This is a genomic window from Saccharopolyspora elongata (assembly GCF_004348985.1).
GTDB lineage: Bacteria > Actinomycetota > Actinomycetes > Mycobacteriales > Pseudonocardiaceae > Saccharopolyspora > Saccharopolyspora elongata.
On the sequence record NZ_SMKW01000052.1, the window covers coordinates 1 to 21,664 of the forward strand.

Below are 21,664 nucleotides of genomic sequence, written 5' to 3' on the forward strand. Positions count from 1 at the left end.
TGTATAAGAGACAGGTTTTGGGGTGATCCGTCACAGGGGTTGGTTGCGTGGGATGGCGCGATTTCACCTGAATCGACCTCTGATCGCCGGGCACGGTGGGCGCGACTGATGACGGCGCGGGGTTTGGTGGTGGATATGGTCGCCTTCGGCGTGTCGTGACCGTTTCCCTTGGCACGACTCGATTTTCGCACCTTTGGCGGGGTGTTTCACCTGATCAAGCGACCATAAAAACAGTGCGAACACAAGTTCGGATCAGGAGAATGGAGGTATGACACCGCTACTGAATTGCCAGGATGCGACCGGGGGCCTTGATGGTCCGTGGTCGGCGGTGTCCTGCACCGACACCGAACTCGCTACCCGTATCCAAGAACTGGAGAAGGAGATGCGGGTGCTGCTGTGGGAACAGCTGCAATACATCGCCGAGGCCGACCACCGGGCAATTCACGCCGAGACCACCGCCCGGTCGCTGCACGTCTGGTTGCAGGGGCTTCTCAGCATCGATCCGCGTGACGCGAAACGCGTGTCACAGTCGCCCGCAATGTCGAGGACCGGCAAACCTTCCACGGTGAGCTCATGCCTCCTGATCTGCCCGATACGGCTCAAGCACTGGCTGAGGGTGCGATCGGGCTGGAGCACGCGCGTGTCATCGTCAACGGCATCCGGCGTTTGCCCGAGTACGCCCGCTGCCACCAGGTCGCCGAGGTCGAATCAACCCTTGCCGGGTTTGCGCGGACGATGTCGCCGAGGGAGTTGGAGAAACTCGCCGAACGTATCCGCTACCTGCTGGATCAGGACGGCGCGTTCCGCGATGAGGAAGCCCAGCACGAAGCGCGCGAGTTGCACTACGGCACCACCCGGGATGGCATGACTGTCATCAAGGCGAAGCTGGACCGGGAGACGGGTGCGAAGTTCGCCGCGCTCATGCAACCGCTGGCCGCGCCCCGGCCCGAGATCGACGGGGAGAAGGATCCCCGCACTGTGGGGCAGCGGAATGCCGATGGGTTCGCGGCGTTGCTGGATTTGGCGTTGGACCATGATGGGATGCCTCGTACCGGTGGGCAGCGGCCGCAGATGACGATTGCTATCGATTTCGGGGACCTCAAGCGGGGCTTGGAGGTCCTCGGCGAGGACGGCATGCCCGGCACGCTGAACACCGAACGCGCCATCACCGCCCAGAACGCGCGCCGCATCGCCTGTGACGCCGAAATCCTGCCGATGGTGCTTGGTGGTGACAGTCTCCCGTTGGATGTGGGCAGGGCGAAACGCACCGCGCCCATTCACATTCGCGCCGCGTTGCTTCGGCGCGATGGGGTGTGCGCGTTCCCTGGGTGCGACCATCCGCCGGGGACGCCTGAAGCGCACCACGTTCAGCATTGGGTCGACGGCGGACGAACCGACTTGGACAACATGGTCATGCTCTGCGGTCACCACCACCGCACGCTTCACAACCAGCGGTGGGGCATCGCCATGCGCGACGGGCGGCCCGAGTTCATCCCACCGCCCACAGTGGACCCCAGACGAACACCCAGACCAGGCGGCAGAGCACTGCCCTCGCAGCACCGCGAGTACCTCCGGGACCTCATCCCCACACCACGGGACCCGGCGGGCGCGGCATGATGCCCAGGTGGGTGTGGTCGTGGCGAGGACGTCGGACGTAGGATGTTCGGGCAACGTTGGTGGTGCTTGATCGGTGGAGGGTTTGATGGCGGGTGGCGGCAAGTTGCTTCAGGACAAGGTCGTCGACCTGATCCTGGAGTCCGGGCTGCCGCCGGGCGCTCCGCTGCCGAGCGAGCCGCAGCTGATGGCGCAGTTCGGCGCTAGTCGCAACTCCATCCGGGAGACGCTGCGGGCGCTGCACACCCTCGGCATCGTGGACATCCGGCACGGGTACGGGACCTTCGTCGGGGAGGCGCCGGTGACCGCGCTGCTTCCCGGGCTGCTGTTCCGCGCTCGGCAGTCCGCTCGGCAGGATGCCTCCACGCTGGCCGACTTCCTCCAGCTGCGGCGGATCCTGGAGACCGCGTTGATCTCCGAGGTGCCGCAGCGTGCCAACGACGAGCTGATCGGCGAGCTCGAGTCGTGCATCGCCGAGATGCGCAGCGGCGACGTCGTCGAGGCCGATCGGCGGTTTCACCAGGCGCTGTACCGGCCGGTTGGCAACGAGATCGCGGTGCAGCTCATCGACCTGTTCTGGACCGTCTACCACCGCGTGGAAGCCGAGATCGATCCTCCCGAGGTGGTGCGAGACGAGATCGGCGACGAGCACCAGCGCATCGTCGACGCCATTCGCGCCGGTGATTGCGACGCGGCAGCCGAGGAAATGGCCAGGCACTTCTCCGACATAGAGCGGCGTTCGCGGCGCTTCGTCGACGAGCAGCAGTAGTCCGCCGTGGAGCAGCTAGACGACCTCGATCGCCAGATCGTGGCCGCCCTGCAGGTCAACGGCCGGGCGAGTTGGACGGACATCGCGGGCGTGGTGGGCACCTCGGTGACCACGGTCGCCCGGCGCGCGCAGCAGCTGCTGGCCGACGGGATCGTGCGGATCACCACGCTGACCAGGCTGCAGCAGGGCGGCGACGGCGACTTGTTCCTGGTCCGGGTGTCCTGTGCGGCCGGTCAGCAGTTGGCGACGGCCGCTGCGCTCGCGGACCGTCAGGACGTCCGCTTCCTGGCGGTGCTGACCGGCGAACACGACCTGATCGTCGAGGTCCAGATCCCGAACGGGGCCGGTTTGCACGCACTGCTGGTGGAAGAGCTGCAGAGCATCCCGTGGGTGCGGGACAGCGTCGCCGACCTCGTGCTGCACACCTACAAGATCGGGCAGGACTGGAGCCGCCAGCTCCTCGGCAGCGCCAGCGTGCTGTCCGAACCGCGCACGCTGCACCTGTGCGAAGACTCGCACCTCGACGAGCTCGACGGCCGGATCGTCGCGCTGCTGCACGAGAACGGTCGCGCCAGTTTCCAGAGCCTTGCCAAGCAGCTCGGCGTCAACGAGAGCACCGTGCGGCGGCGCTGCGAGGCGCTCTTCCGCCAGGGCTGCGTCGAGACCGTGACGCTCGTGCCCGCCGCCGCGCTCGGGTACGAGGCCGAGGTCCTGCTGTTCGTTTCCGTCGAGCCCTCGAAGCTGGAAGCCGTCGCCGCACGGCTTTCCGAGCATCGCGGCGTTCGGTTCGTCGCCGCCCTGCTGGGCCAGTACTCGCTGGTCTGCGAGGTGATCATGCCGACCACCGCGGACCTCTACCGCTTCGTCACCGGCTCCCTCGGCCGCATCGACGGGGTCCGCAGCTGGCAGGCGAACGTGGAGGCGCTGACCGTCAAACGCGGCTTCGTCGTGGTGCCCTGGGCGCAGGCCGCGCTGGCGAAAGCCCGGAATACTGCTGCCGGCTCAACGGATTAGGCCGTCGATTCTGCCGATCAGATCCCTACTGGCGAGTAGCATCTGTCGCGATCACGACGATCGCCTGGAGGATCAATGACGATCAGCCGAATCCGCCGGTCTTCTGATCCGCCCCGCCGCCTACGGGCCGCGGACCTCCTGCCACTCGACCGCTGAACCTTCCCCCGCGGGATCGCGCACCGGCGGGGTCAGGCGGGCGATCTGCTCGTCGATCAGTTCGTCCAGCTCCGCCAGGCGGGCGCGCAGCTCCTCGGTGCGGCGGCGCGACGCGCCCGGCAGCTGCGCCGCCAAGTGCCCGTACTCCGCGAGCACGCTGGGCAGGTCGCTGCCGTCCTGCTGCCTGGGGATGTGGTCCATGCCTTGATGGTGCGGGCCGTGGCGGGATTCGTCGATTCGATCAGGCGGCGTCGAAGCGTCGCCGTCAGGGCCCGCCGAGCCCGGATATGCTCGCCTGGGGTTCACCCGGTGTGATGATTTTTGGAAGGTTGGGGTGTGGAGATGACCGACACGGCCGCGCTGGAGCGGGCCCGGGCGCTGCTCGCCGAGCACCCGGTGATCGACGGCCACAACGACCTGCCCTGGGCGCTGCGCGAGAACGTCGGCTACGACCTGGACCGCTGCGACATCTCCCAGGACCAGTCGGCGCTGCTGCACACCGACCTGGCCCGGCTGCGGGCCGGCGGCGTCGGCGGCCAGTTCTGGTCGGTGTACGTCAAGGCCGAATTCCAGGGCGACAAGGCGGTCAGCGCGACCATCGAGCAGATCGACTGCGTGCGCGCCCTCGCCGCTCGCTACCCGGAGCACCTGCAGCTGGCGAACACCGCCGACGAACTCGTCGCGGCCCGCGCCGCCGGCCGGATCGCCTCGCTGATGGGCGCCGAGGGCGGGCATTCCATCGCGTGCTCGCTGGCCACCCTGCGCGCCCTGTTCGAACTGGGCGTCCGCTACCTCACGCTCACCCACAACGACAACGTGCCGTGGGCCGACTCGGCCACCGACGAGCCTGCCGCGAACGGGCTGACGCGGTTCGGCGTCGAGGTGGTGCGCGAGATGAACCGGCTGGGCATGCTGGTCGACCTCTCGCACGTCGCCCCCGACACCATGCGAGACGCGCTGCGCGCCACCCGGGCGCCGGTGATCTTCTCGCACTCCTCGTCCCGGGCCGTCTGCGACCACCCGCGCAACATCCCCGACGACGTGCTGGCCGCGCTGCCCGCCAACGGCGGCGTTGCGATGGCGACCTTCGTGCCGAAGTTCGTGCTCCCGGCGGCGATCGAATGGAGCAAGCAGGCCGAGGCCGTCCTGGCCGAGCGGGGCTTCCACCCGCTGGACACGACACCCGAGGCGCTGGAGGCGCTGCGGGCTTACGAGGACGCCACCCCGCGGCCGGTCGCCACCGCCGCGACCGTGGCCGACCACCTCGACCACATGCGCGAAGTGGCGGGCATCGACCACATCGGCATCGGCGGCGACTACGACGGCGTCGCCTTCACCCCGCGAGGCCTGGACGACGTCGCGAGCTACCCGAACCTGATCGCGGAGCTGCTGACGCGCGGCTGGTCCGAGGCCGACCTCGCCAAGCTCACCTGGCACAACGCCGTGCGCGTGCTCCGGGACGCGGAGGCCGTCGCCCGCGACCTCCAGCGCACCGAGCGCCCGTCGATCGCGACCATCGAGCAGCTGGACGGGGTCGACGGCCCTCGTTAGACCATTGGGGCGGGACGGTGAGACATCTGTTGACCAGGTGTCTCACCGTCGTTAGCTTCGGGGCGTCGAACACCCGCCCGAGACGAGGTGCTGCGAATGAGGCGTTTCGACCGGCTGGAGCGGATCCTCCAACTCGATCCCGACCGCGACTGCGAGGAGATCTACCGGCTGCTCGCCGAGTACGAATTCCCCTGGGACATCACGAAAGCCCTGGAATTCGCGCTGTTCCGCACCTACGCGGTGCCCAGCATCGGCCGCCTGCTCGACCGCACCGGCGAGTTCACGCGTGCCGCGCAGAAGCGCTACGACGACACCGTGCTCATCCTGTTCGAGATCTTCCACTGGGGCACCGAGAGCGACCGCGGGCGGCAGGCGTTGGAGCAGCTCAACGCCATCCACGGCAGGTTCCGGATCAGCAACGAGGACTACGTCTACACCCTGTCGACGTTCGTCGTGACGCCGGTGCGCTGGATCGACCAGTTCGGCTGGCGAAAGCTGCACCCGAGCGAGGTGCGGGCGCTGACCAACACGATGCGGCGACTCGGCGAGGGCATGAAGCTCTCCGGCATTCCGGAGACCTACGCGGAGTTCGAGCGGCTCTTCGACGACTACGAGCGCGAGCACTTCGCGTTCGACGCGGGCGGCCGCCGGGTCGCCGACGCGACGCTGGAACTGTTCGGAGCCTGGTACCCGAGCCTGCTGTCGCCGGCCGTGGCGCGCGCGGCGCGCTTCCTGATGGAGCCGCACCTGCTGACCGCGTTCGGCTTCCCGCAGGTCGCGGGCGTCGGCCGCAAGGCCGCCGAGGCGGCGCTGAAGGTGCGCGCCGGGCTGGTGCGGATGGGCCCGGCCCGGCCGGATTCCCGCCCGGTGGCCCCGGACCCGCTGTCCTATCCGGACGGTTACGAGATCGCCGACCTCGGCCCGGACTCGTTCCACCGCCACCAGGCCAAACGCGGGGCGAAGCAGGCGGCCTGCCCGGTGGTCACATGACGCCCGACGCGTTGGAAGGTGCGTTGCGGCGCCCGTTCGCGGAACCGGCGAACGATCGAGTGCTGGACGCGGCGCGGGAGGCGTTCGAGGACGTCGGCATCCAGCGGACGACGATGCGCGACATCGCCCGCCGCGCCGGGCTCGGGCGCGCCACGGTGTACCGGCGCTACCCGGACCGGGACGCGGTCGTGGCGGCCGTGCTGATGCGGGAGGTCCGCGTCTTCCTCACCTGGCTGGACGAGCGGATCGACCACATCGAGGATCCCGCCGAGCAGATCGCGGAGTGCTTCGTCGCGGTCGTCACCGGGCTGCGCGGGCATTCGCTGCTGAACCGGCTGCTGACGCTCGAACCGGCGGCGGCGCTGCCGGCGCTGACGGTGGACGCCGGTGCCGTGCTGGCCGTCGCCCGCGGCTACCTCGCCGCGAAGCTGCGCGAGCACCAGCAGGCCGGTCGGCTGCGGAGCTTTGATCCCGAGCCCGCCGCGGAGGTGTTCGTGCGGCTGGCGCACTCGATGCTGCTCAGCCCGCCGGGCTGCATCCCGGCGGACGACGACGCGTGGTCCCGCGCCTTCGCCCGCACCCACCTGGTTCCCGTGGTCACCGGTTAGAGCAGCTTGATGTCGTCGATGAGCCAGCGGTCGTCGACCTGCACGAGGGTCATCTGCATGCGGTTGCGGTCGATGCGCGGCTGGGGCGTGTTGACGTTGGTGATCTGCTGGTCGACGAACAGCGCCACCACGGCGCGCTGCTGATCCGACTCGACGATGCCCGCCGACAGCACCGAGCCGTGCGAGACCGCCCGGTTCTGCTTGATCAGCTCGGTGAGGCCGGCGCTGATCTGCTTGTACTGCTCGGCGAACTGGCCGTGCGAGTTCGCGGTCACCGCGGCGAAGTTCCGGTCGAGCTCGTTGAAGTCGTAAGTGGACAGATCCGCGGCGTAGGTGCGGGCGGCCTCCAGCGCACTGGAACGGGCTTGCGCGGCCGAGCGTTCCTGGAGCAGCTGCCAGCCGAGGTAGCCGACGGCACCCAGGATCACGACCACCAGCGCGAGCACCGGTAGCGGCCTGCGGAGCGGTCGGGGCTTGACGTCGTGATCGGCTGCGGTGGCGGTGGCGGTCATCAGCGAACTCCTTGCAGCGGAATCGAATACCAGGGACCTGGGCGCGGCGCGTTGGCCGCGCCGCGCTGGCCGAAGTTCGGTTGGTCGGCGGGGCAGTGCCAGTCGAGCCCCGCTTCGCGGGGAGCCACTTCGGTGGGGGAGCGGCGTTCCTGCGGCGTGGCGCAGATCGGGCCCTGCGTGCCGACGAGGTAGAAGTCCGCGGTGTCGCCGTGCACCACGCCGCCCAGCCCGGACAGCCCGGCGGGCAGCGAGATGATCAGCTGCTCCAGCGCCGGCGCGCGGACGGCGACGATCTGGCTGGTGGTCACCAGGTTGCCCAGCAGGGCGGTGGCCGCCGGATCGCTGCGCGCGAACAGGTCCGCGAGCTGCCTGGTGGCGCCGGGCGCGGTGTCCAGGATCCGGTTGATCTCCGGTTCGCGGTCCCGGATCTGATCGCTCAGCGAGCGCAGGCCCGCCGCCAGGTCGCGGATCCGGTCGCCCTGCGCGCCGTCGGGGCCGACGAGCGTCCGAGTCCCGTCGACCACGCCTTGCAGCTGCGGTTGCCGTTCCCGCAACACCTTCAGCAGCGTCGCCGAGTCGTCCAGGATGCGGGCGAGTTCAGGGCCGGCGTCCTGCAACCCGGTGGCGAGGGCGTCGGTGACCGTCGCGACGTCGTCCGGCCGCAGTTGCTCGCTGAGTTCGGTGAAGTGCACCAGCATGGTTTCCAGCGGCATCGGCCGTTCGGTCCGGTCCCGCTCGATGACGCTTCCGTCGCGCAGGAAGGGGCCGGAGTCGTGTTCCGGTTGCAGGTCGACGGTCTGCAGCGCCAGCGGCGTGGCCATGCTGACCACCGCCCTGGTGTCGGCCGGAACCCGGGCATCGGGATTCAGCGCCAGCTGCACCGAAACCCCGCCACCGCCCGGGTCGAGCCGCACGTCGGAGACGGTCCCGATCATCACGCCCCGGTAGGTGACCTGGGAGGTCGGCGTGATCGACGCGCTGTCGGCCATCCGCATGGTGACCCGCATCGGCTCGTGCAGCGCCCGCGGGCCGGCCACGTTCGCGACCACGTAGTACGTGCAGGCGATGCTGATCACCAGGAACAGCGCGAGTTGGGCCAGGGTCAGGCGGCGGTTCATCGGGTGCCTCCTCGCAGGATCGCGCCCACGCCGCCCTGGCCGGGCGGTGGCATCGGGGCGCCGGGGGCGAGCAGCTGCACGACGGTGCCCGGCACGTCGAGCGTGCCGTTGAACATCAGGCAGTCGCCGGGCGCGGCCTGCTGGAACAACCCGTAGAACCGGCGCAGCGACTGCACCGTGGTGCCGATGCTGCCGTCCAGGGCCTGCAGATCCGCCAGCACCGGCCGGAACTGCTCGACCTGCGTGGTCAGGGACTCGTCGGTCTGGTCCAGCAGGGCGGCGGTGGCGTTGCTCAGCGACGCGGTGTCGTCCAGCAGCGCGGTGAACCGCTCGCGCTCGGCCAGCAGCGCGTCGATCGCGGGCCGGACCTGCGTCAGCGCCGCGTCCAGGACGGCCTGGTTCTCCGCCAGGTGCCGCGAGGTGGCGTGCACCGAATCGATCAGCCCGGTGAGCTCGTCGCGGTGCCGGTCCAGCGAGGTCAGGATGTGCTCCAACCGGCCCAGCAGGTCCCGCGTCTGCTGCTCGCGGCCGGCGAGCGCGGTGTTGAGCTCGGTGACGATGGTCCGCGCCTGGTCCAGCCCGGAGCCGTTGAGCAGGGTGGCGACCGCGGCGAGCGCGTTCTCGACGTCCGGGCCCCGGGAGGTCCGCTCGATCGGGATGACCGACCCGTCGCCGAGCACCTCGCCATCCGATGTGGACGGTGGTTGCAGGATGACGAACTCCTCGCCCAGCGGGGAGGCCAGCTCCAGGCGCGCGGTGGTGCCGGCGGGCAGGCGGACGTCCTGGTCGATGTCGAGCGTCACGACGGCGCGGAAGTCCGTGGTGCCGATGTCCGACACCCGGCCCACCACGGCCTGCCCGACCCGCACCGCGCCGCCCATCGGCAGCCGCCCGGCGTCGGAGAACACCGCGGTGACCTGGTACCCGGAACCGCCGTCGCCGACCGGCAGGTTCTGCAGGCTCAGCCCGCACGAGCTGGTCAGGAGCACCGCCGCGAGCATCGCGGGCGCAGACCGGTTCATCGGCCACCTCCGAGCAGTGCGCGCAGGGGTTCGACGTCCGGCGGGAACGGGACGGGGTTGGTGATGCCCGCTCCGGTGCACAGCGGCAGTGGCAGCCGGCGGCACAGCTGCGCGGTGGTGTCGAACTGGCTGAGGTTGGCGGAGATGTTCAGCCGCAGCCGGAGGCGTTCGTCCTCGGTGATCGCGCGGTCGAAGTTGTCCATCGTCAGCGGCATCGTGTCCAGCGTTTCGGCGAGTTCCTGCTGCCGGGCGGCCAGCGTGCCGGTGAGCTGGGCGAGCCTGCCGACGTCGCCGCCGAGCTGTTCGCCGTGCTGTCGCAGCAGGCCGTCGACGGCGACCAGCACGTTGGAGAGCTTGCCGATGGCGTCGCCGATCTCCTGTTGCTGCGCCTGGAAATCCGCTCCCGCTTGCGCGGTCGAGGCGGCCAGTGACTCCACGGTGCCCCGGTGCTGGACGAGGACCTGCACGAGACGGTCCAGGTTCTTCAGCAGCGCGCCGAGATCGCCGCTGCCGCCGGCCAGCACCTCGCTGGCCCGCGCGACGTTGGTGATCGCGTCGCGGATCTGCGGGCCCTGCCCGTCCAGCGCCGACGCGCTGCTGCGCAGCAACCGGTCGAGCACGCCGGGATCGCCACCCGACGGGCCGACGGCGCTCAGCAGGGCGTCCAGCGACTTCGCGAGCTGGTCGAACCGGATGGGGGAGCGGGTGCGCTCCACCGGGATCACCGCGCCGTCGGCCAGCCGGGGCCCGCCGGTGTAGGCGGGGCCGAGCTCGACGTAGCGGTCGCTGATGATCGCCGGGCTCATGATGTAGGCCTGCGCGTCGGCGGGCAGCGCGATGTCCGCGGGCATGCTCATCCGCACCCGCACCGTCGCGCCCTGCGGCTGCACCGACTCGACCCGGCCGACCTCGACGCCGAGGATCGCGACGCGGTTGCCGGGGAAGATGCCGTCCGCGAGGGCGAAATCGGCCGAGATCTCCAGATCGGCGCGGGGCGCCAGCACGCCGAACCAGCCGCCGGTGACGAGCGCGACCAGCACGACGCACGCGATCAGCGTTCTTCGGCTCATCGGCACCCCTTGAACAGCCCGGCGGCGCACAGCACGTTGTCCGGGACCGGGCCCAGCGGCGCGGTGACCTCGCCCCACGGGCCGTTGCCGGTGGCGTTGGTCAGGTAGCGGCTGGCCGGACCGAGTCGCCGCAGGCTCTCGTCGATGGCCTGGTCGTTGCGCGCCAGCGAGTCGGTCAGCGCGTGCAGGTCCGCCAGCAGCGGATCGAGGACGTCCCGGTTCTCCCGGAACAACCGGTCCAGCTGGTCGGTGATGGTGTGCACGTCGGTGATGAGCTGGCGGATCACGGCCCGGCGCTGTTGTAGCGCGTCGACGATCAGCTGTGCGTCGCCGAGCAACGCGACCAGCGTGTCCTGCTGCTCGACCAGCGTCGTGGTCAGCATTTGCGTGCCGCGCAGCAGTTCCTGCACCTGCGCGCCGCGTTCCCCGACGATCGCCGATGCGGCCGCGATGCCGCCCAGCGCGTCGCCGAGCAGCCGCGGGTCGTCCGGCGACACCTCGTCGAGGGTGTCGATCATGGCGCGCAGCTGCGGGAGGTCCAGGCCCTCGGCGGTGGACTTCGCGGCCGTCTGGATTTCGTCGAGGCTGTAGGGCACCGAGGTGTGCGACAGCGCGATGGTGTCGCCGGGCGAGAGCCGGCCGGGACCGGCGGAATCCACGCTCAGGTAACGGGTTCCGAGCACCGTGCGCAGCTTGATCGCGGCGCGGGTGTCGCGGCCCAGGGCGTGCGCGTCGTCGAGCCGGAACGACACGCGCACCCGGTCCCCGGCCAGCGCCACCTCGGTCACCCGGCCCGCGGGCACCCCGGCGACCATGACCTGCGTGCCCACCGAGAGCCCGGCGGCGTTGCCGAACTCCGCGTGGAACTCGTTGGTGCGCAACAGGAACAGCACGCGCGGTACGGCGACCGAACCGGCCAGCAGGAGCAGCACCACTACCGCGCCGATCGCGCCGTTGACCAGCACCTTCCTCATCGGCACACCTCCGTGTGCGGGCCCACGCCCAGCTCGATGGGATCACCGGCGACGTAGACGCTGAGGTTGCAGAGGTAGACGTTCGCCCATGACCCGTAGCTGGTGGTGCGGTTGAGGGTGCCGAGGAACGCGGGCATCTCCTGCACGGCGCCGTCGATCTGCTGCTGGTTGCGCACCAGCATCGCGGTGATCTCCCGCACCGAACGCACATCGCGGGACAGGCCCGGCCCGAGATCGCCGAGCAGCTCCGCCAGCGAGCGGGCCACCGCCGAACCGCTGTCGATGGCGGCCGTGATCTGCTCGCGGCTGGCGGCGGTCTCCGAGGCCAGCCGGGCCAGCCCGTCGACCAGGCCGCGCAGCTCGTCACGCCGCTGGTTCATGGTGCCCAGCACGGCGTTGAGGTTGTCGATGACCTCGCCGATGACCTCGTCGCGGCCGGCGATGGCGGCGGTCAGCGAGACGATCCGCGACAGCAGCGCGTTGACGGTGCCCCCTTCGCCCTGGAAGACCGCGACGATCTCGGCCGCCAGCTGGTTGACCTGCCCCGGCTCCAGGGCCTCGAACAGCGGCTTGAACCCGTTGAACAGCGCGGTGAGGTCCAGCGCCGGGCGGGTGCGCTCGACCGGGATCGTCGCGCCGGCCGGCAACGGCGGCCCGCCCTGACCCGGGGTGAGCGAGAGCGCCCGGGCGCCGGTGAGGTCCGCGTAGCGGACGACGGCCAGTCCCGAGGCGGGAATCCGCTGGTCGGCGGCCACGTCGAAGGACACCTGCGCGAGGCCGTCGCGGGCGGCCACCTCGGCGACCTCGCCGACCCGCACCCCGGCGACGGTCACGGCGCTGCCCGGCTGCAGCCCCGTCACGTCGGTGAAAACCGCGTGGTAGGTCACCGACGGGCCGGTCATCGGATCGGTCAGGGTGTTCACCACGACCACGCCGGAGAACACCGACGCGGTGACGAAAGCGGCAAGCCGGATCAGGGCGGACCGAGCTGTCTTCACGGCGTGACGACCTCCGATCCGCGCACCACCGGGCCCAGCAGCAGGCCCAGCACGTCGGGCGACGGCGGGGCCGCAGCGGGCGGGACGGGCAGCAGCGGCGCCAGCTGCCGCATCGCGTCGAGCTCCTGCGGGCCGCCCACCGGCCCGATCGGCCCGTGAGGCTGATCCGCACCGCAGTTCGGCCCGGCCAGCCCGGGGTAGCGGGGGCAGTCCGCGGACGAGTACGGGTACGGGCGATCCAGGGTGCCGGACATGCGGATCTTCAGGAATCCGGTGGCGAAGGCGCGATTCGCCCCGTCGAGGAACGCGTCCAGGCCGCCGACCCCGTCGCGCACCGCGTCGGGATACCGGCCGACGACCTCGGCGATCGGGTCGGTGGCGCGCACGAGGTGGATGATGCGCTGCGCGTTCTCGTCGACGAACCGCTGCGACCGGTCGGTGAACGCGAGCCCTGCGCCGAGCAGGTCGCCGATCGCCTGCTTGCGCTGCACGATCGTGCCCGACAACGCGACCGCGTTGTCCAATGCCCGCACCGCATCCGGTGTCGCGGCGGCGATGTCCGCGCCGAGAGCGGAGATCGCGTCCACGTCCTCGCCGAGGTCGTCGAAGGGCGGTCCTGAGGTCAGCTGTGCGGCGTCGTCGAGCACGCTGCCCAGCTGGGCGCCCCTGCCGCGCAGCGCTTCGGCGAGCGCAGACAACGCGACCTGCAGCCGGGCCGGTTGCAGGGAATCGACCAGCTCGTAGAGGCGGGTGTACGCGTGGTAGAGCTGCATCGTCGGGCGGGAGTCGTCCGCCGGGACCTCCGTCCCGGCAGCCAGCGCGGTGCCGCCGGGCGATTCGGGGGCGATGAGGTCCAGGTACTGGTCGCCGAAGACGGTGCGCGGCATCAGCCGCACCCGGACATCGCCCGGGATGGCGGCCAGCTCGTCGGGATCCAGCCGCAGCGTCAGCCGCGAACCGCCGGAGCCGGGCTCCACTCCGGCGAGCCGTCCGACCCGGACACCGCGGTACTGCACCGGTGTTTCCGGCCGGATCAGCCCGGCGGCAGCGGGCAGCACAGTGGTGACCTCGGGGTCGGACCGGAACGCCCCGGCGCCGCCGAGCACCGTCGCGGTCGCGGCGACGAAAAGCACGAGCAGCGCGACGAATCCGCGCACGGCCAGCACGTTGCGGCGTCGTGCTGCTGATCGTCGCGGCCCGGCCACCGCTACATCCCCAAGGCCGGCAGCGTCGGGCGCACTCCCCAGAACGCGATGCTCAGCAGCACGTCGGCGACGGTGATGGCGACGATGCTGGTGCGCAGCGCGCGCCCGGCGGCCTTCCCGACGCCCTCCGGACCGCCGGCGGCGTAGTAGCCGTACGCGCAGTGCACCAGCGTCACGACGACCGCGAACGCCACGGCCTTGAGCAGCGAGAACAGCACGTCCTCCGGTGTCAGGACGAGCCGGAAGTAGTAGTTGTAGGTGCCTTCGGAAACGCCGTTGATGGACACGACCGCGACCCCGGTGGCCAGGTAGGAGGCGAACAACCCCACCAAGTACAGCGGAATGACCGACAGGAACGCCGCCACCATCCGGGTGCTCACCAGGTAGGGCAGCGAACGCACCGACATCGCCTCCAGCGCGTCGATCTCCTCGGCGATGCGCATCGCGCCGAGCTGCGCGGTGAAGCCGGTGCCGACCTTCGCGGCGAGCGCGATGCTGGCCACCAGCGGGGCGATCTCCCGGGTGTTCACCAGCGCCGCCGCCAGCCCGGTCATGGGGGACAGGCCCAGCAGGTCCAGGCCGCGGTGCCCCTCCAGGCCCACCTGGGTGCTGGAGACGAACGACATCGCGAACACGACGCCGATGGTGCCGCCGCCGGCCAGCAGTGATGCCGAACCCAGGCTGATCTCGCCGACCAGCCGGACCACGTCGCGCCGATACCGGCGCAGCACGTGCGGAATCGCCGCGATCGCCCGGAGGTAGCAGGTGAAGTGCAGCCCCACCGCGGCGAGCACGTCCACGATGGAGCGCGACCGGGGCGCCATCAGTACTCCCCCTTGGCGGGGACGAGCACCGGGTACAGCTCGGTGATCACCGTGTTCGCGACGAAGACCAGGATGAACGAGATCACCACGGCCTCGTTGACCGCCGTGCCGACGCCGCCCGGACCGCCCTTGGCGGTCAGCCCCTTGAAGCAGGACACCAGCGCGGTGAGCACCGCGAACACGGCGGCCTTCAGCAGCGCGACGACGAAGTCCGGCACCCGGGAGAACTGGGTCAGCGTGCGCAGGAACGCGCCCGGCGCGTCGCCGAGCACCCACACCTGGAACAGGAAAGTGGTGGCGATGCCGACGAGCAGCACGATGCAGGCCAGCAGCGCGTTGACCACGGCCGCGGCCACCACGCGCGGCACCACCAGGCGCTCGATGACCGGCAGCGCCATGACCTCCAGGGCGTCGACCTCGTCGCGGATCTTGCGGGCGCCCAGGTCGGAGCACATCGCCGAACCGCCGACGCCGGAGATCATCAGGGCGCAGATCAGCGGGGCGGCCTGGCCGACGATCACGAACGCCACCACCGCGCCGCCGTAGCCCTGCGCGCCGAGCTGCCCGGCCAGCGAGCCGACGTTCAGCGCGACCACCACGCCCAGCGGGATGGTCACCAGCAGCGCTGGAAGCGTGGTGACGGCGGCCAGGAACCAGGCCTGCTGCAGGAATTCCGTCCAGCTGAACCGGGCCCGGCGCACCGACCGGAAGGCGGCCGCGGCGGTGCGCACGGCGAAGTCGAGCAGCAGCCCGGCCTGCAGGAGGGCGTCGCTGATCGGGCCTCGGACGGTGGGCAACCCCCGGTACATCCCGCGCTCCCTCCCCGTGGGGATGGTTCAGGACATTGAACGAGCGTGCGGCTTCGTCGTTACGCGTGTTGCCAGGCTGATCTCGAAGATTGCGATCAACGCTGTGGGGTTGTCGACCCGATGTCAATGCCCGCCACCCGAATGCCGGTAAGCGCCGGAACCGCCCGCGGGAGCATGATCACCGGCGTCCGCGACCCGTACTGTCCACTGTGGCCTTAGCGTGCTCCGATCGGGTTTCGGCCCGTCGATTTTGAGTCCTATGTGGATTGGCTCGGCCAGGTGTCGAACAACGTTACGAATCATGGGAAAACGGGTCGCGCGTTGCTCACCCTGCGGTGCCGCTGAGGTGCTCATACGATGCCGTTTGCGCCTCCTGCGCCGGCGGATAGGAGGAGGGGTCGATGGTCTTGTCGCTGCCTGATGGCGCGGTGACCGGCGGGGATTCCGAACACGCGGACGGGATGCCACGTTCGGGTGATTTTCCGCGCAGTGCCGCGGTGCTCGCCCGGATGCGGTCGGAGAACTTCCCGGTCGCCTCCCGGATCCTGCCGCGCGGGCTGCGGCGACACCTGCACGCGCTGTACGGCTTCTTCCGGCTGGTCGACTACGCCGGGGACGAGGCGCCGGGCAACCGCGCCGCGCTGCTGGACTTCCTGGAAGTCGATCTCAAGCGCGCCTACCACGCAACGGCCCGGATCCCGATGCTGCAGGCGCTGACGCCCACGGTTGCCGAGTGTGCCATCCCGTACGACGTGCTGGTCAAGTTGATCGACGCCAACCGGCAGGACCAGCGGGTGCGGCGCTACCGCACCTTCACCGAGCTGCTCGACTACTGCGCGCTGTCGGCGAACCCGGTGGGCGAAGCGGTGCTGCACGTCTTCGGGCGCGCCGAACCCACGCTGATCACGCTGTCGGACCGGGTGTGCAGCGCGTTGCAGGTCCTGGAGCACTGCCAGGACATCGCCGAGGACTACCAGCAGGACCGGGTGTACCTGCCGACCGAGGACATGCGCCGCTTCGGCTGCCAGGAGCAGGACCTGCTCGCCAACCGCGCCTCGACGCGGCTGTGCGGGCTGATCAGGTACGAGGTGGACCGCGCGCGCCGGATGCTCGAAGCAGGTGCGCCGCTGGTCGGCGAGCTGTCCGGGATGGCCCGGGTGGCGGTCGCCGGCTACGTCGCGGGCGGCCGCGCCACCGCGGCCGCGTTCTCCGCGGCGAAGCACGACCCGCTGCGCGTGGACGTGCGGCCGGGGCGGTGGCGCACGTTCGCCGAATGGGGGCGGTTGTACGTGTTGGGGGGAACCTGGTGACCGATTGGGCCCGGATTCGGGACGCCTACCTGGAGTGCGAGCGGATCACCCGGGAACAGGCGCGGAACTTCTCCTACGGGATCCGCCTGCTGCCCGTGCCGAAGCGGCGGGCGCTGTCGGCCGTCTACGCCTTCGCCCGCCGCGTCGACGACATCGGCGACGGCGATCTGCCGAGAGACGAGAAGCTGCGGCGGCTCAAGGACGCCCGCCGGGCCGTCCACGCGGCTAGCACCGACGCCGCCGACCCGGTGCTGGTGGCGCTTGCGGACTCCGCCGCGCGCCTGCCGGTGCCGCTGGCGGCTTTCGACGAGCTCATCGACGGCTGCGAGGCCGACGTCCGCGGCGTGCGGTACGGCACCTTCGAGGAGCTGCTGCACTACTGCCGGTGCGTGGCGGGCTCGATCGGGCGGCTGTCGTTGGGCGTGTTCGGCACCATCGATCCCGCCATCGCAGAGGCGCGCGCTGACGCGCTCGGCGTCGCCCTTCAGCTGACCAACATCCTGCGCGACGTCCGCGAGGACCAGCTGTCCGGCCGGGTCTACCTGCCCGCCGACGACCTGGCGCGGTTCGGCGTCCGGCTGGAGCCGGGCAACGGCGCGGTCGAGGACCCGCAGCGGTGGGACGGGCTGATCCGCTTCCAGGCCGCCCGCGCCGAGCAGTGGTACGCCGAGGGGCTCCGCCTGCTGCCCATGCTCGACCGGCGCAGCCGGGCGTGCTGCGCGTCGATGGCCGGCATCTACCACGAGTTGCTGGCACGCATCGCCGCCGACCCGCGCGCCGCGCTGGAGCAGCGGACCTCACTGTCCGGCTGGCGGAAGGCGGGCGTCGCGGCGCGGTCGCTGGCGGGGATGGCGCCGTGAACCGGGGGAGGGTGGTGGTGGTCGGCGGCGGACTGGCCGGCGTGACGGCGGCGCTGCGCTGCGCCGAACTGGGCTTCGAGGTCCGGCTGTTGGAGGCACGGCCGCGGCTGGGCGGCGCGACCTACTCCTTCGTGCGCGGCGAGCTCGTGGTGGACACCGGGCAGCACGTGTTCCTGCGCTGCTACACGGCCTACCGCGGCCTGCTGCGGCGGCTCGGCGTGGCCGACTCGATCAGCATGCAACCCCGGTTCCACGTCCCGGTCCTGAGCCCCGTCGGCCGGCCTTCGGTGCTGCGCCGCTGGAACCTCCCGGCCCCGGCGCACCTGGCCCCGTCGCTGCTGGACTACCGGATGCTGACGGTGGCGGAACGCGCGCGCGTGGCGCGCACCGCGCTGGCGCTGCGACGGCTCGACCCGGACGATCCTGCGCTGGACTACATCAGCCTCGGGCAGTGGCTGCGGCAGCGCGGCGAGTCACCGCGCGCCGTCGACGCGCTGTGGGGGCTGCTGGCGGTGGCGGCGCTCAACGCCGAGCCGGAGGACGCGTCGATGGCCCTGGCGACGAAGGTCTTCCGCACCGGCGTGCTGGATTCCACCGACAGCGCCGACATCGCGATTCCGCAGGTGCCGCTCGGGCAGTTGCACGGCGAGGCGGCGCATCGCGCGCTGCTGGCGGCCGGAGTCGACGTCCGGGTCCGCTGCAAGGCGCGCACGATCCACCGCTCGGGCACGGGTTTCCGGATTCCGGTGCGGGATGGGACCGGTGACTCGGTGCTGACCGCCGACTCGGTCGTCGTCGCCGTGCCGCACCGCGCGGCGGCGCCGCTCGTGGCGGACCTGCCCGTGCCGGGCGTGGCGGCGTGGGAGCGGTTGTCGGCGGCGCCGATCGTCAACGTGCACGTGCTCTACGACCGCCGGGTCACCGGGCTGGAGATGGCCGCGGTGCTGGATTCGCCGTTGCAGTGGATCTTCGACCGGACGGCCATCTCCGGCGCGACGCGCGGGCAGTACCTGGCCATCTCGCTGTCCGCCGCGCAGGAGCACATCCACGCCCGCACCGAGGACCTCCACGACCTGTTCGTCCCCGCGCTGCGGCAGGTCTTCCCGCACGCCCGCGCCGCGCGAGTCCTCGACTTCTTCGTCACCCGCGAACCCAACGCGACCTTCCGGCAGGCGCCCGGCACCGCCGCGATCCGGCCCTCGGCCTGCACTCCGGTGCCCGGTCTGGTGCTCGCCGGGGCGTGGACCGCCACCGGCTGGCCCGACACGACGGAGGGAGCGGTGCTCAGCGGCACGCACGCCGCTGAGGTAGTGGATCTCGACCAGCGATCGCAACGCGGCATGGAGGTGACCGCATGACGACCGTCCTGCCACCAGCCCTGCACACGGCCAGGGAGGCGGTGGATCCGGCGCTGCGCGCGGCGGTGGCCCGGCTCGACCCGGACACCCGCCGGGTGTGCGAGTACCACTTCGGCTGGAGCAACGCCGACGGCACGCCGGACGGCGGTGGCGGCAAGGCCCTGCGGCCGGCGATGGTGCTGCTGTCCGCGCGCAGCGTCGCCTCGGAGGATCCGGTAGCGGCGGCGGCCGCGGTCGAACTCGTGCACAACTTCTCCCTGCTGCACGACGACGTGATGGACGGCGACACCTCCCGCCGCCACCGGCCGACCGCCTGGACCGTCTTCGGGAAACCGGCCGCGCTGCTGGCCGGCGACGCGCTCCTCGCGCTGTCCACCGAGATCCTGCTAGAGGCACCGTCGCGGCAGGCGGCGGCGGCCGCCCTGTCGCTGACCACCGCGACCCGCACCCTGATCGCGGGCCAGGCCGCAGACCTGGACTTCGAGCGCCGTGCGGCGGTGGGGCTCGACGAATGCCTGCGGATGGCGCACGACAAGACGGCCGCGCTGCTCGCGTGCGCGTCCTCCATCGGCGCCCTTTTCGTCGGCGCGCCGAGGGAAACCGTGACCCGGCTGCACGCCTTCGGCACCGAGCTGGGGATGGCGTTCCAACTCGTCGACGACCTCCTCGGGCTCTGGGGAGACCCCGAGGTCACCGGCAAGCCGGTGCTCTCCGACCTGCGCACCCGCAAGAAGTCGGTGCCGGTCGTGCACGCGCTGAGCTCCGGTACCGCGGCAGGGGAGCGGCTGCTCCAGCTGTACGCGCAGGCCGAACCGCTCACCGAGGACCAGCTGCACGAAGCCGCCGAAATGGTGCAGCGCGCGGGTTCGGCGGAGTGGACCCGCCTGGAGTGCGAGCGGCGGCTGGCCGCCGCCCACGAGCGGCTGCCCGACGGGCAGCGCGCCGCGACCGAATCCCTGACCGAGCTGGCCGAATTCATCGTGCGGAGGAAGCTTTGACCGATCAGTTGCAGCAGGCCGCCCGCGCGGTCCCCGTCGCGGACGCCCGGACCGCCCTGGCCGCCGCCCGCGACCACCTGCTCTCGCTGCAGCACCCCGACGGCTGGTGGAAGGGCGAGCTGGAGACCAACGTGACGATGGACGTCGAGGACCTGCTGCTGCGGCAGTTCCTCGGCATCCGCACCGCTGGCGAGACCGAGCAGGCCGCCCGCTGGATCCGCTCGCAGCAGCGCGCCGACGGCACCTGGGCGAACTTCCACGGCGGCCCCGGCGACCTGTCCACCACGGTGGAGGCCTACACCGCCCTCAAGCTCGCCGGCGACGACGTGGCCGCCGGCCACATGGTGGCGGCGCGCAGCTGGATCCTGTCGCGGGGCGGCCTGGAGGCCACCCGGGTGTTCACCCGGATCTGGTTGGCGCTGTTCGGCGAGTGGTCCTGGGATGAACTGCCCGAGATGCCCCCGGAACTCGTGCTGCTGCCCAAGTGGTTCCCGTTGAACGTGGCCGACTGGGGCTGCTGGGCGCGGCAGACCGTGGTCCCGCTGACCGTGGTGTGCACGCTGCGGCCGCGCCGGGATCTCGGCATCACCGTCCGCGAACTGCGCACCGGCCGGCCCGCCGAACGCGTCCGTCCGCAGTGGTCGTGGAAGTACGCCTTCCACTCCCTGGACCGGATCCTGCACCGCTACCACCGGAGACCGGTCAAGGCGCTGCGCGAGCACGCGATGCGGCGCGCGGCGGAGTGGATCGTGGCCCGGCAGGAGGCCGACGGCTCCTGGGGCGGGATCCAGCCGCCGTGGGTGTACTCGCTGCTGGCGCTGCACCTGCTCGGCTACCCGCTGGACCACCCGGTGCTGCGGCACGGCCTGGCCGGGCTGGACCGCTTCCTGGTCCGCGAGCAGACCCCGGCCGGTCCGGTGCGGCGGCTGGAGGCGTGCCAGTCGCCGGTGTGGGACACCGTGCTCGGCATGCAGGCGCTGCGCGACGCGGGGGTGCCCGGCGATCACCCGTCGATGCTCCGGGCGGTGGACTTCCTGCTGGCGGAGGAGATCCAGGTCAAGGGCGACTGGTCGGTGCGCCGCCCGAACCTGCCGCCCGGCGGCGGCTGGGCGTTCGAGTTCGACAACGACGGCTATCCGGACATCGACGACACCGCCGAAGTGCTGCTCGCGCTGAACCGGGTGGACCACCCGGACCGCGCGGCGGTGCGCGGCGCGATGGAGCGCGGCGTCCGCTGGCTGCGCGGCATGCAGTCCGCCGACGGCGGCTGGGGCGCCTTCGACGCCGACAACACCCGCCAGCTGGTGCGCAAGCTCCCGTTCTGCGACTTCGGCGAGGTCATCGACCCGCCGTCGGCCGACGTGACGGCCCACGTGGTGGAGGCGCTGGCAGTGCTGGGCCACGACGACGAGGTGCTGCGGCGGGGTGTGCGGTGGCTGCTGGACAACCAGGAGGCGGACGGCTCCTGGTTCGGGCGCTGGGGCGCCAACCACGTCTACGGCACCGGCGCCGTGGTTCCGGCGCTGGTGCGGGCCGGGCTCGCCCCCGGAGACCACGCGCTGCGGCGGGCGGTGCGGTGGCTGGAGGACCACCAGAACGCCGACGGCGGCTGGGGCGAGGACCTGCGCTCCTACGACGATCCGGAGTGGATCGGCCGGGGCGATTCCACGGCGTCGCAGACCGGGTGGGCGCTGCTGGCGCTGCTGGCGGTGGGGCAGCACGACACCGAAGCGGTACGCCGAGGCGTGCAGTACCTGGCGCGCACCCAGCGAGCCGACGGCGGCTGGGACGAGCCGCAGTTCACCGGCACCGGGTTCCCCGGCGACTTCTACATCAACTACCACCTGTACCGGGTGATCTTCCCGCTCACCGCGCTCGGGCGGTACCACGCGGCCGGGGGCTAG

General features: G+C 71.3%; 21 protein-coding genes. 11 read left to right on the forward strand and 10 right to left on the reverse strand.

Going from position 1 to position 21,664, the window contains the following annotated elements:
• Positions 1-573: 573 nt before the first annotated feature.
• The 3 genes from E1288_RS30595 to E1288_RS30605 all read left to right on the forward strand — a co-directional run bounded on the left by E1288_RS30595 (position 574) and on the right by E1288_RS30605 (position 3,397).
• Complete coding sequence (locus E1288_RS30595) at positions 574-1,617, forward strand: HNH endonuclease signature motif containing protein (RefSeq protein WP_132491304.1); 1,044 nt, start codon at positions 574-576, stop codon at positions 1,615-1,617.
• An 85-nt stretch (positions 1,618-1,702) separates the two neighbouring features.
• Complete coding sequence (locus E1288_RS30600) at positions 1,703-2,383, forward strand: FadR/GntR family transcriptional regulator (protein ID WP_132491306.1); 681 nt, start codon at positions 1,703-1,705, stop codon at positions 2,381-2,383.
• 6 nt (positions 2,384-2,389) lie between these two features.
• Complete coding sequence (locus E1288_RS30605; protein ID WP_132491309.1) at positions 2,390-3,397, forward strand: Lrp/AsnC family transcriptional regulator; 1,008 nt, start codon at positions 2,390-2,392, stop codon at positions 3,395-3,397.
• A gap of 120 nt (positions 3,398-3,517) precedes the next feature.
• On the opposite strand, the gene E1288_RS30610 is transcribed toward E1288_RS30605, so the two are convergent.
• Positions 3,518-3,754, reverse strand: a complete 237-nt coding sequence (locus E1288_RS30610; RefSeq protein WP_132491312.1) for a hypothetical protein — start codon at positions 3,752-3,754, stop codon at positions 3,518-3,520.
• A 141-nt stretch (positions 3,755-3,895) separates the two neighbouring features.
• Here E1288_RS30610 and E1288_RS30615 point away from each other — a divergent pair, with 141 nt between their 5' ends.
• The 3 genes from E1288_RS30615 (at position 3,896) to E1288_RS30625 (ending at position 6,702) form a co-directional block, all read left to right on the forward strand.
• A complete protein-coding gene (locus E1288_RS30615; protein WP_132491315.1) occupies positions 3,896-5,104 on the forward strand; it encodes a dipeptidase in 1,209 nt (402 codons plus the stop codon).
• A gap of 96 nt (positions 5,105-5,200) precedes the next feature.
• Positions 5,201-6,094, forward strand: coding sequence for an oxygenase MpaB family protein (locus E1288_RS30620; protein ID WP_132491318.1), 894 nt, complete (start codon positions 5,201-5,203; stop codon positions 6,092-6,094).
• A complete protein-coding gene (locus E1288_RS30625) occupies positions 6,091-6,702 on the forward strand; it encodes a TetR/AcrR family transcriptional regulator (protein ID WP_132491321.1) in 612 nt (203 codons plus the stop codon). Before E1288_RS30620 ends, E1288_RS30625 begins: the two co-directional genes overlap by 4 nt.
• On the opposite strand, the gene E1288_RS30630 is transcribed toward E1288_RS30625, so the two are convergent.
• The 9 genes from E1288_RS30630 to E1288_RS30670 are packed head-to-tail and all read right to left on the reverse strand — an operon-like array spanning position 6,699 to position 15,234.
• Positions 6,699-7,214, reverse strand: coding sequence for a hypothetical protein (locus tag E1288_RS30630; RefSeq protein ID WP_132491324.1), 516 nt, complete (start codon positions 7,212-7,214; stop codon positions 6,699-6,701). The two genes, E1288_RS30625 and E1288_RS30630, sit on opposite strands and share 4 nt — an antisense overlap.
• Positions 7,214-8,332, reverse strand: a complete 1,119-nt coding sequence (locus E1288_RS30635) for an MlaD family protein (protein ID WP_132491327.1) — start codon at positions 8,330-8,332, stop codon at positions 7,214-7,216. Before E1288_RS30635 ends, E1288_RS30630 begins: the two co-directional genes overlap by 1 nt.
• Positions 8,329-9,354, reverse strand: coding sequence for an MCE family protein (locus E1288_RS30640; RefSeq protein ID WP_132491330.1), 1,026 nt, complete (start codon positions 9,352-9,354; stop codon positions 8,329-8,331). Before E1288_RS30640 ends, E1288_RS30635 begins: the two co-directional genes overlap by 4 nt.
• The gene (locus E1288_RS30645; protein ID WP_132491333.1) at positions 9,351-10,424 is read right to left on the reverse strand and encodes an MCE family protein; all 1,074 of its coding nucleotides are present in this window, start codon (positions 10,422-10,424) and stop codon (positions 9,351-9,353) included. The genes E1288_RS30640 and E1288_RS30645 overlap by 4 nt, the downstream gene beginning before the upstream one ends.
• Positions 10,421-11,398: an MCE family protein gene (locus tag E1288_RS30650; RefSeq protein ID WP_235883910.1), complete on the reverse strand. Its 978-nt coding sequence runs from the start codon at positions 11,396-11,398 to the stop codon at positions 10,421-10,423. Before E1288_RS30650 ends, E1288_RS30645 begins: the two co-directional genes overlap by 4 nt.
• Positions 11,395-12,396: an MCE family protein gene (locus E1288_RS30655; RefSeq protein ID WP_132491336.1), complete on the reverse strand. Its 1,002-nt coding sequence runs from the start codon at positions 12,394-12,396 to the stop codon at positions 11,395-11,397. The genes E1288_RS30650 and E1288_RS30655 overlap by 4 nt, the downstream gene beginning before the upstream one ends.
• Entirely contained in the window at positions 12,393-13,601 is a 1,209-nt protein-coding gene (locus E1288_RS30660; RefSeq protein WP_235883911.1) for an MCE family protein, read from the reverse strand. The genes E1288_RS30655 and E1288_RS30660 overlap by 4 nt, the downstream gene beginning before the upstream one ends.
• Positions 13,602-13,603: 2 nt before the next feature.
• Positions 13,604-14,425: an MlaE family ABC transporter permease gene (locus E1288_RS30665; RefSeq protein WP_132491339.1), complete on the reverse strand. Its 822-nt coding sequence runs from the start codon at positions 14,423-14,425 to the stop codon at positions 13,604-13,606.
• The gene (locus E1288_RS30670) at positions 14,425-15,234 is read right to left on the reverse strand and encodes an MlaE family ABC transporter permease (RefSeq protein ID WP_132491342.1); all 810 of its coding nucleotides are present in this window, start codon (positions 15,232-15,234) and stop codon (positions 14,425-14,427) included. The genes E1288_RS30665 and E1288_RS30670 overlap by 1 nt, the downstream gene beginning before the upstream one ends.
• 401 nt (positions 15,235-15,635) lie before the next feature.
• Here E1288_RS30670 and hpnC point away from each other — a divergent pair, with 401 nt between their 5' ends.
• The 5 genes from hpnC to shc are packed head-to-tail and all read left to right on the forward strand — an operon-like array spanning position 15,636 to position 21,664.
• Positions 15,636-16,544 carry a squalene synthase HpnC gene (hpnC, locus tag E1288_RS30675; RefSeq protein ID WP_132491346.1) on the forward strand — a complete coding sequence of 303 codons (909 nt, stop codon included), beginning with the start codon at positions 15,636-15,638 and terminating at the stop codon, positions 16,542-16,544.
• Complete coding sequence (gene hpnD / locus E1288_RS30680; protein ID WP_235883912.1) at positions 16,541-17,404, forward strand: presqualene diphosphate synthase HpnD; 864 nt, start codon at positions 16,541-16,543, stop codon at positions 17,402-17,404. Before hpnC ends, hpnD begins: the two co-directional genes overlap by 4 nt.
• Positions 17,401-18,762, forward strand: coding sequence for a hydroxysqualene dehydroxylase HpnE (gene hpnE, locus E1288_RS30685; protein WP_235883913.1), 1,362 nt, complete (start codon positions 17,401-17,403; stop codon positions 18,760-18,762). Before hpnD ends, hpnE begins: the two co-directional genes overlap by 4 nt.
• Entirely contained in the window at positions 18,759-19,760 is a 1,002-nt protein-coding gene (locus E1288_RS30690; protein WP_132491352.1) for a polyprenyl synthetase family protein, read from the forward strand. The genes hpnE and E1288_RS30690 overlap by 4 nt, the downstream gene beginning before the upstream one ends.
• Complete coding sequence (gene shc, locus E1288_RS30695) at positions 19,757-21,664, forward strand: squalene--hopene cyclase (protein WP_268951902.1); 1,908 nt, start codon at positions 19,757-19,759, stop codon at positions 21,662-21,664. Before E1288_RS30690 ends, shc begins: the two co-directional genes overlap by 4 nt.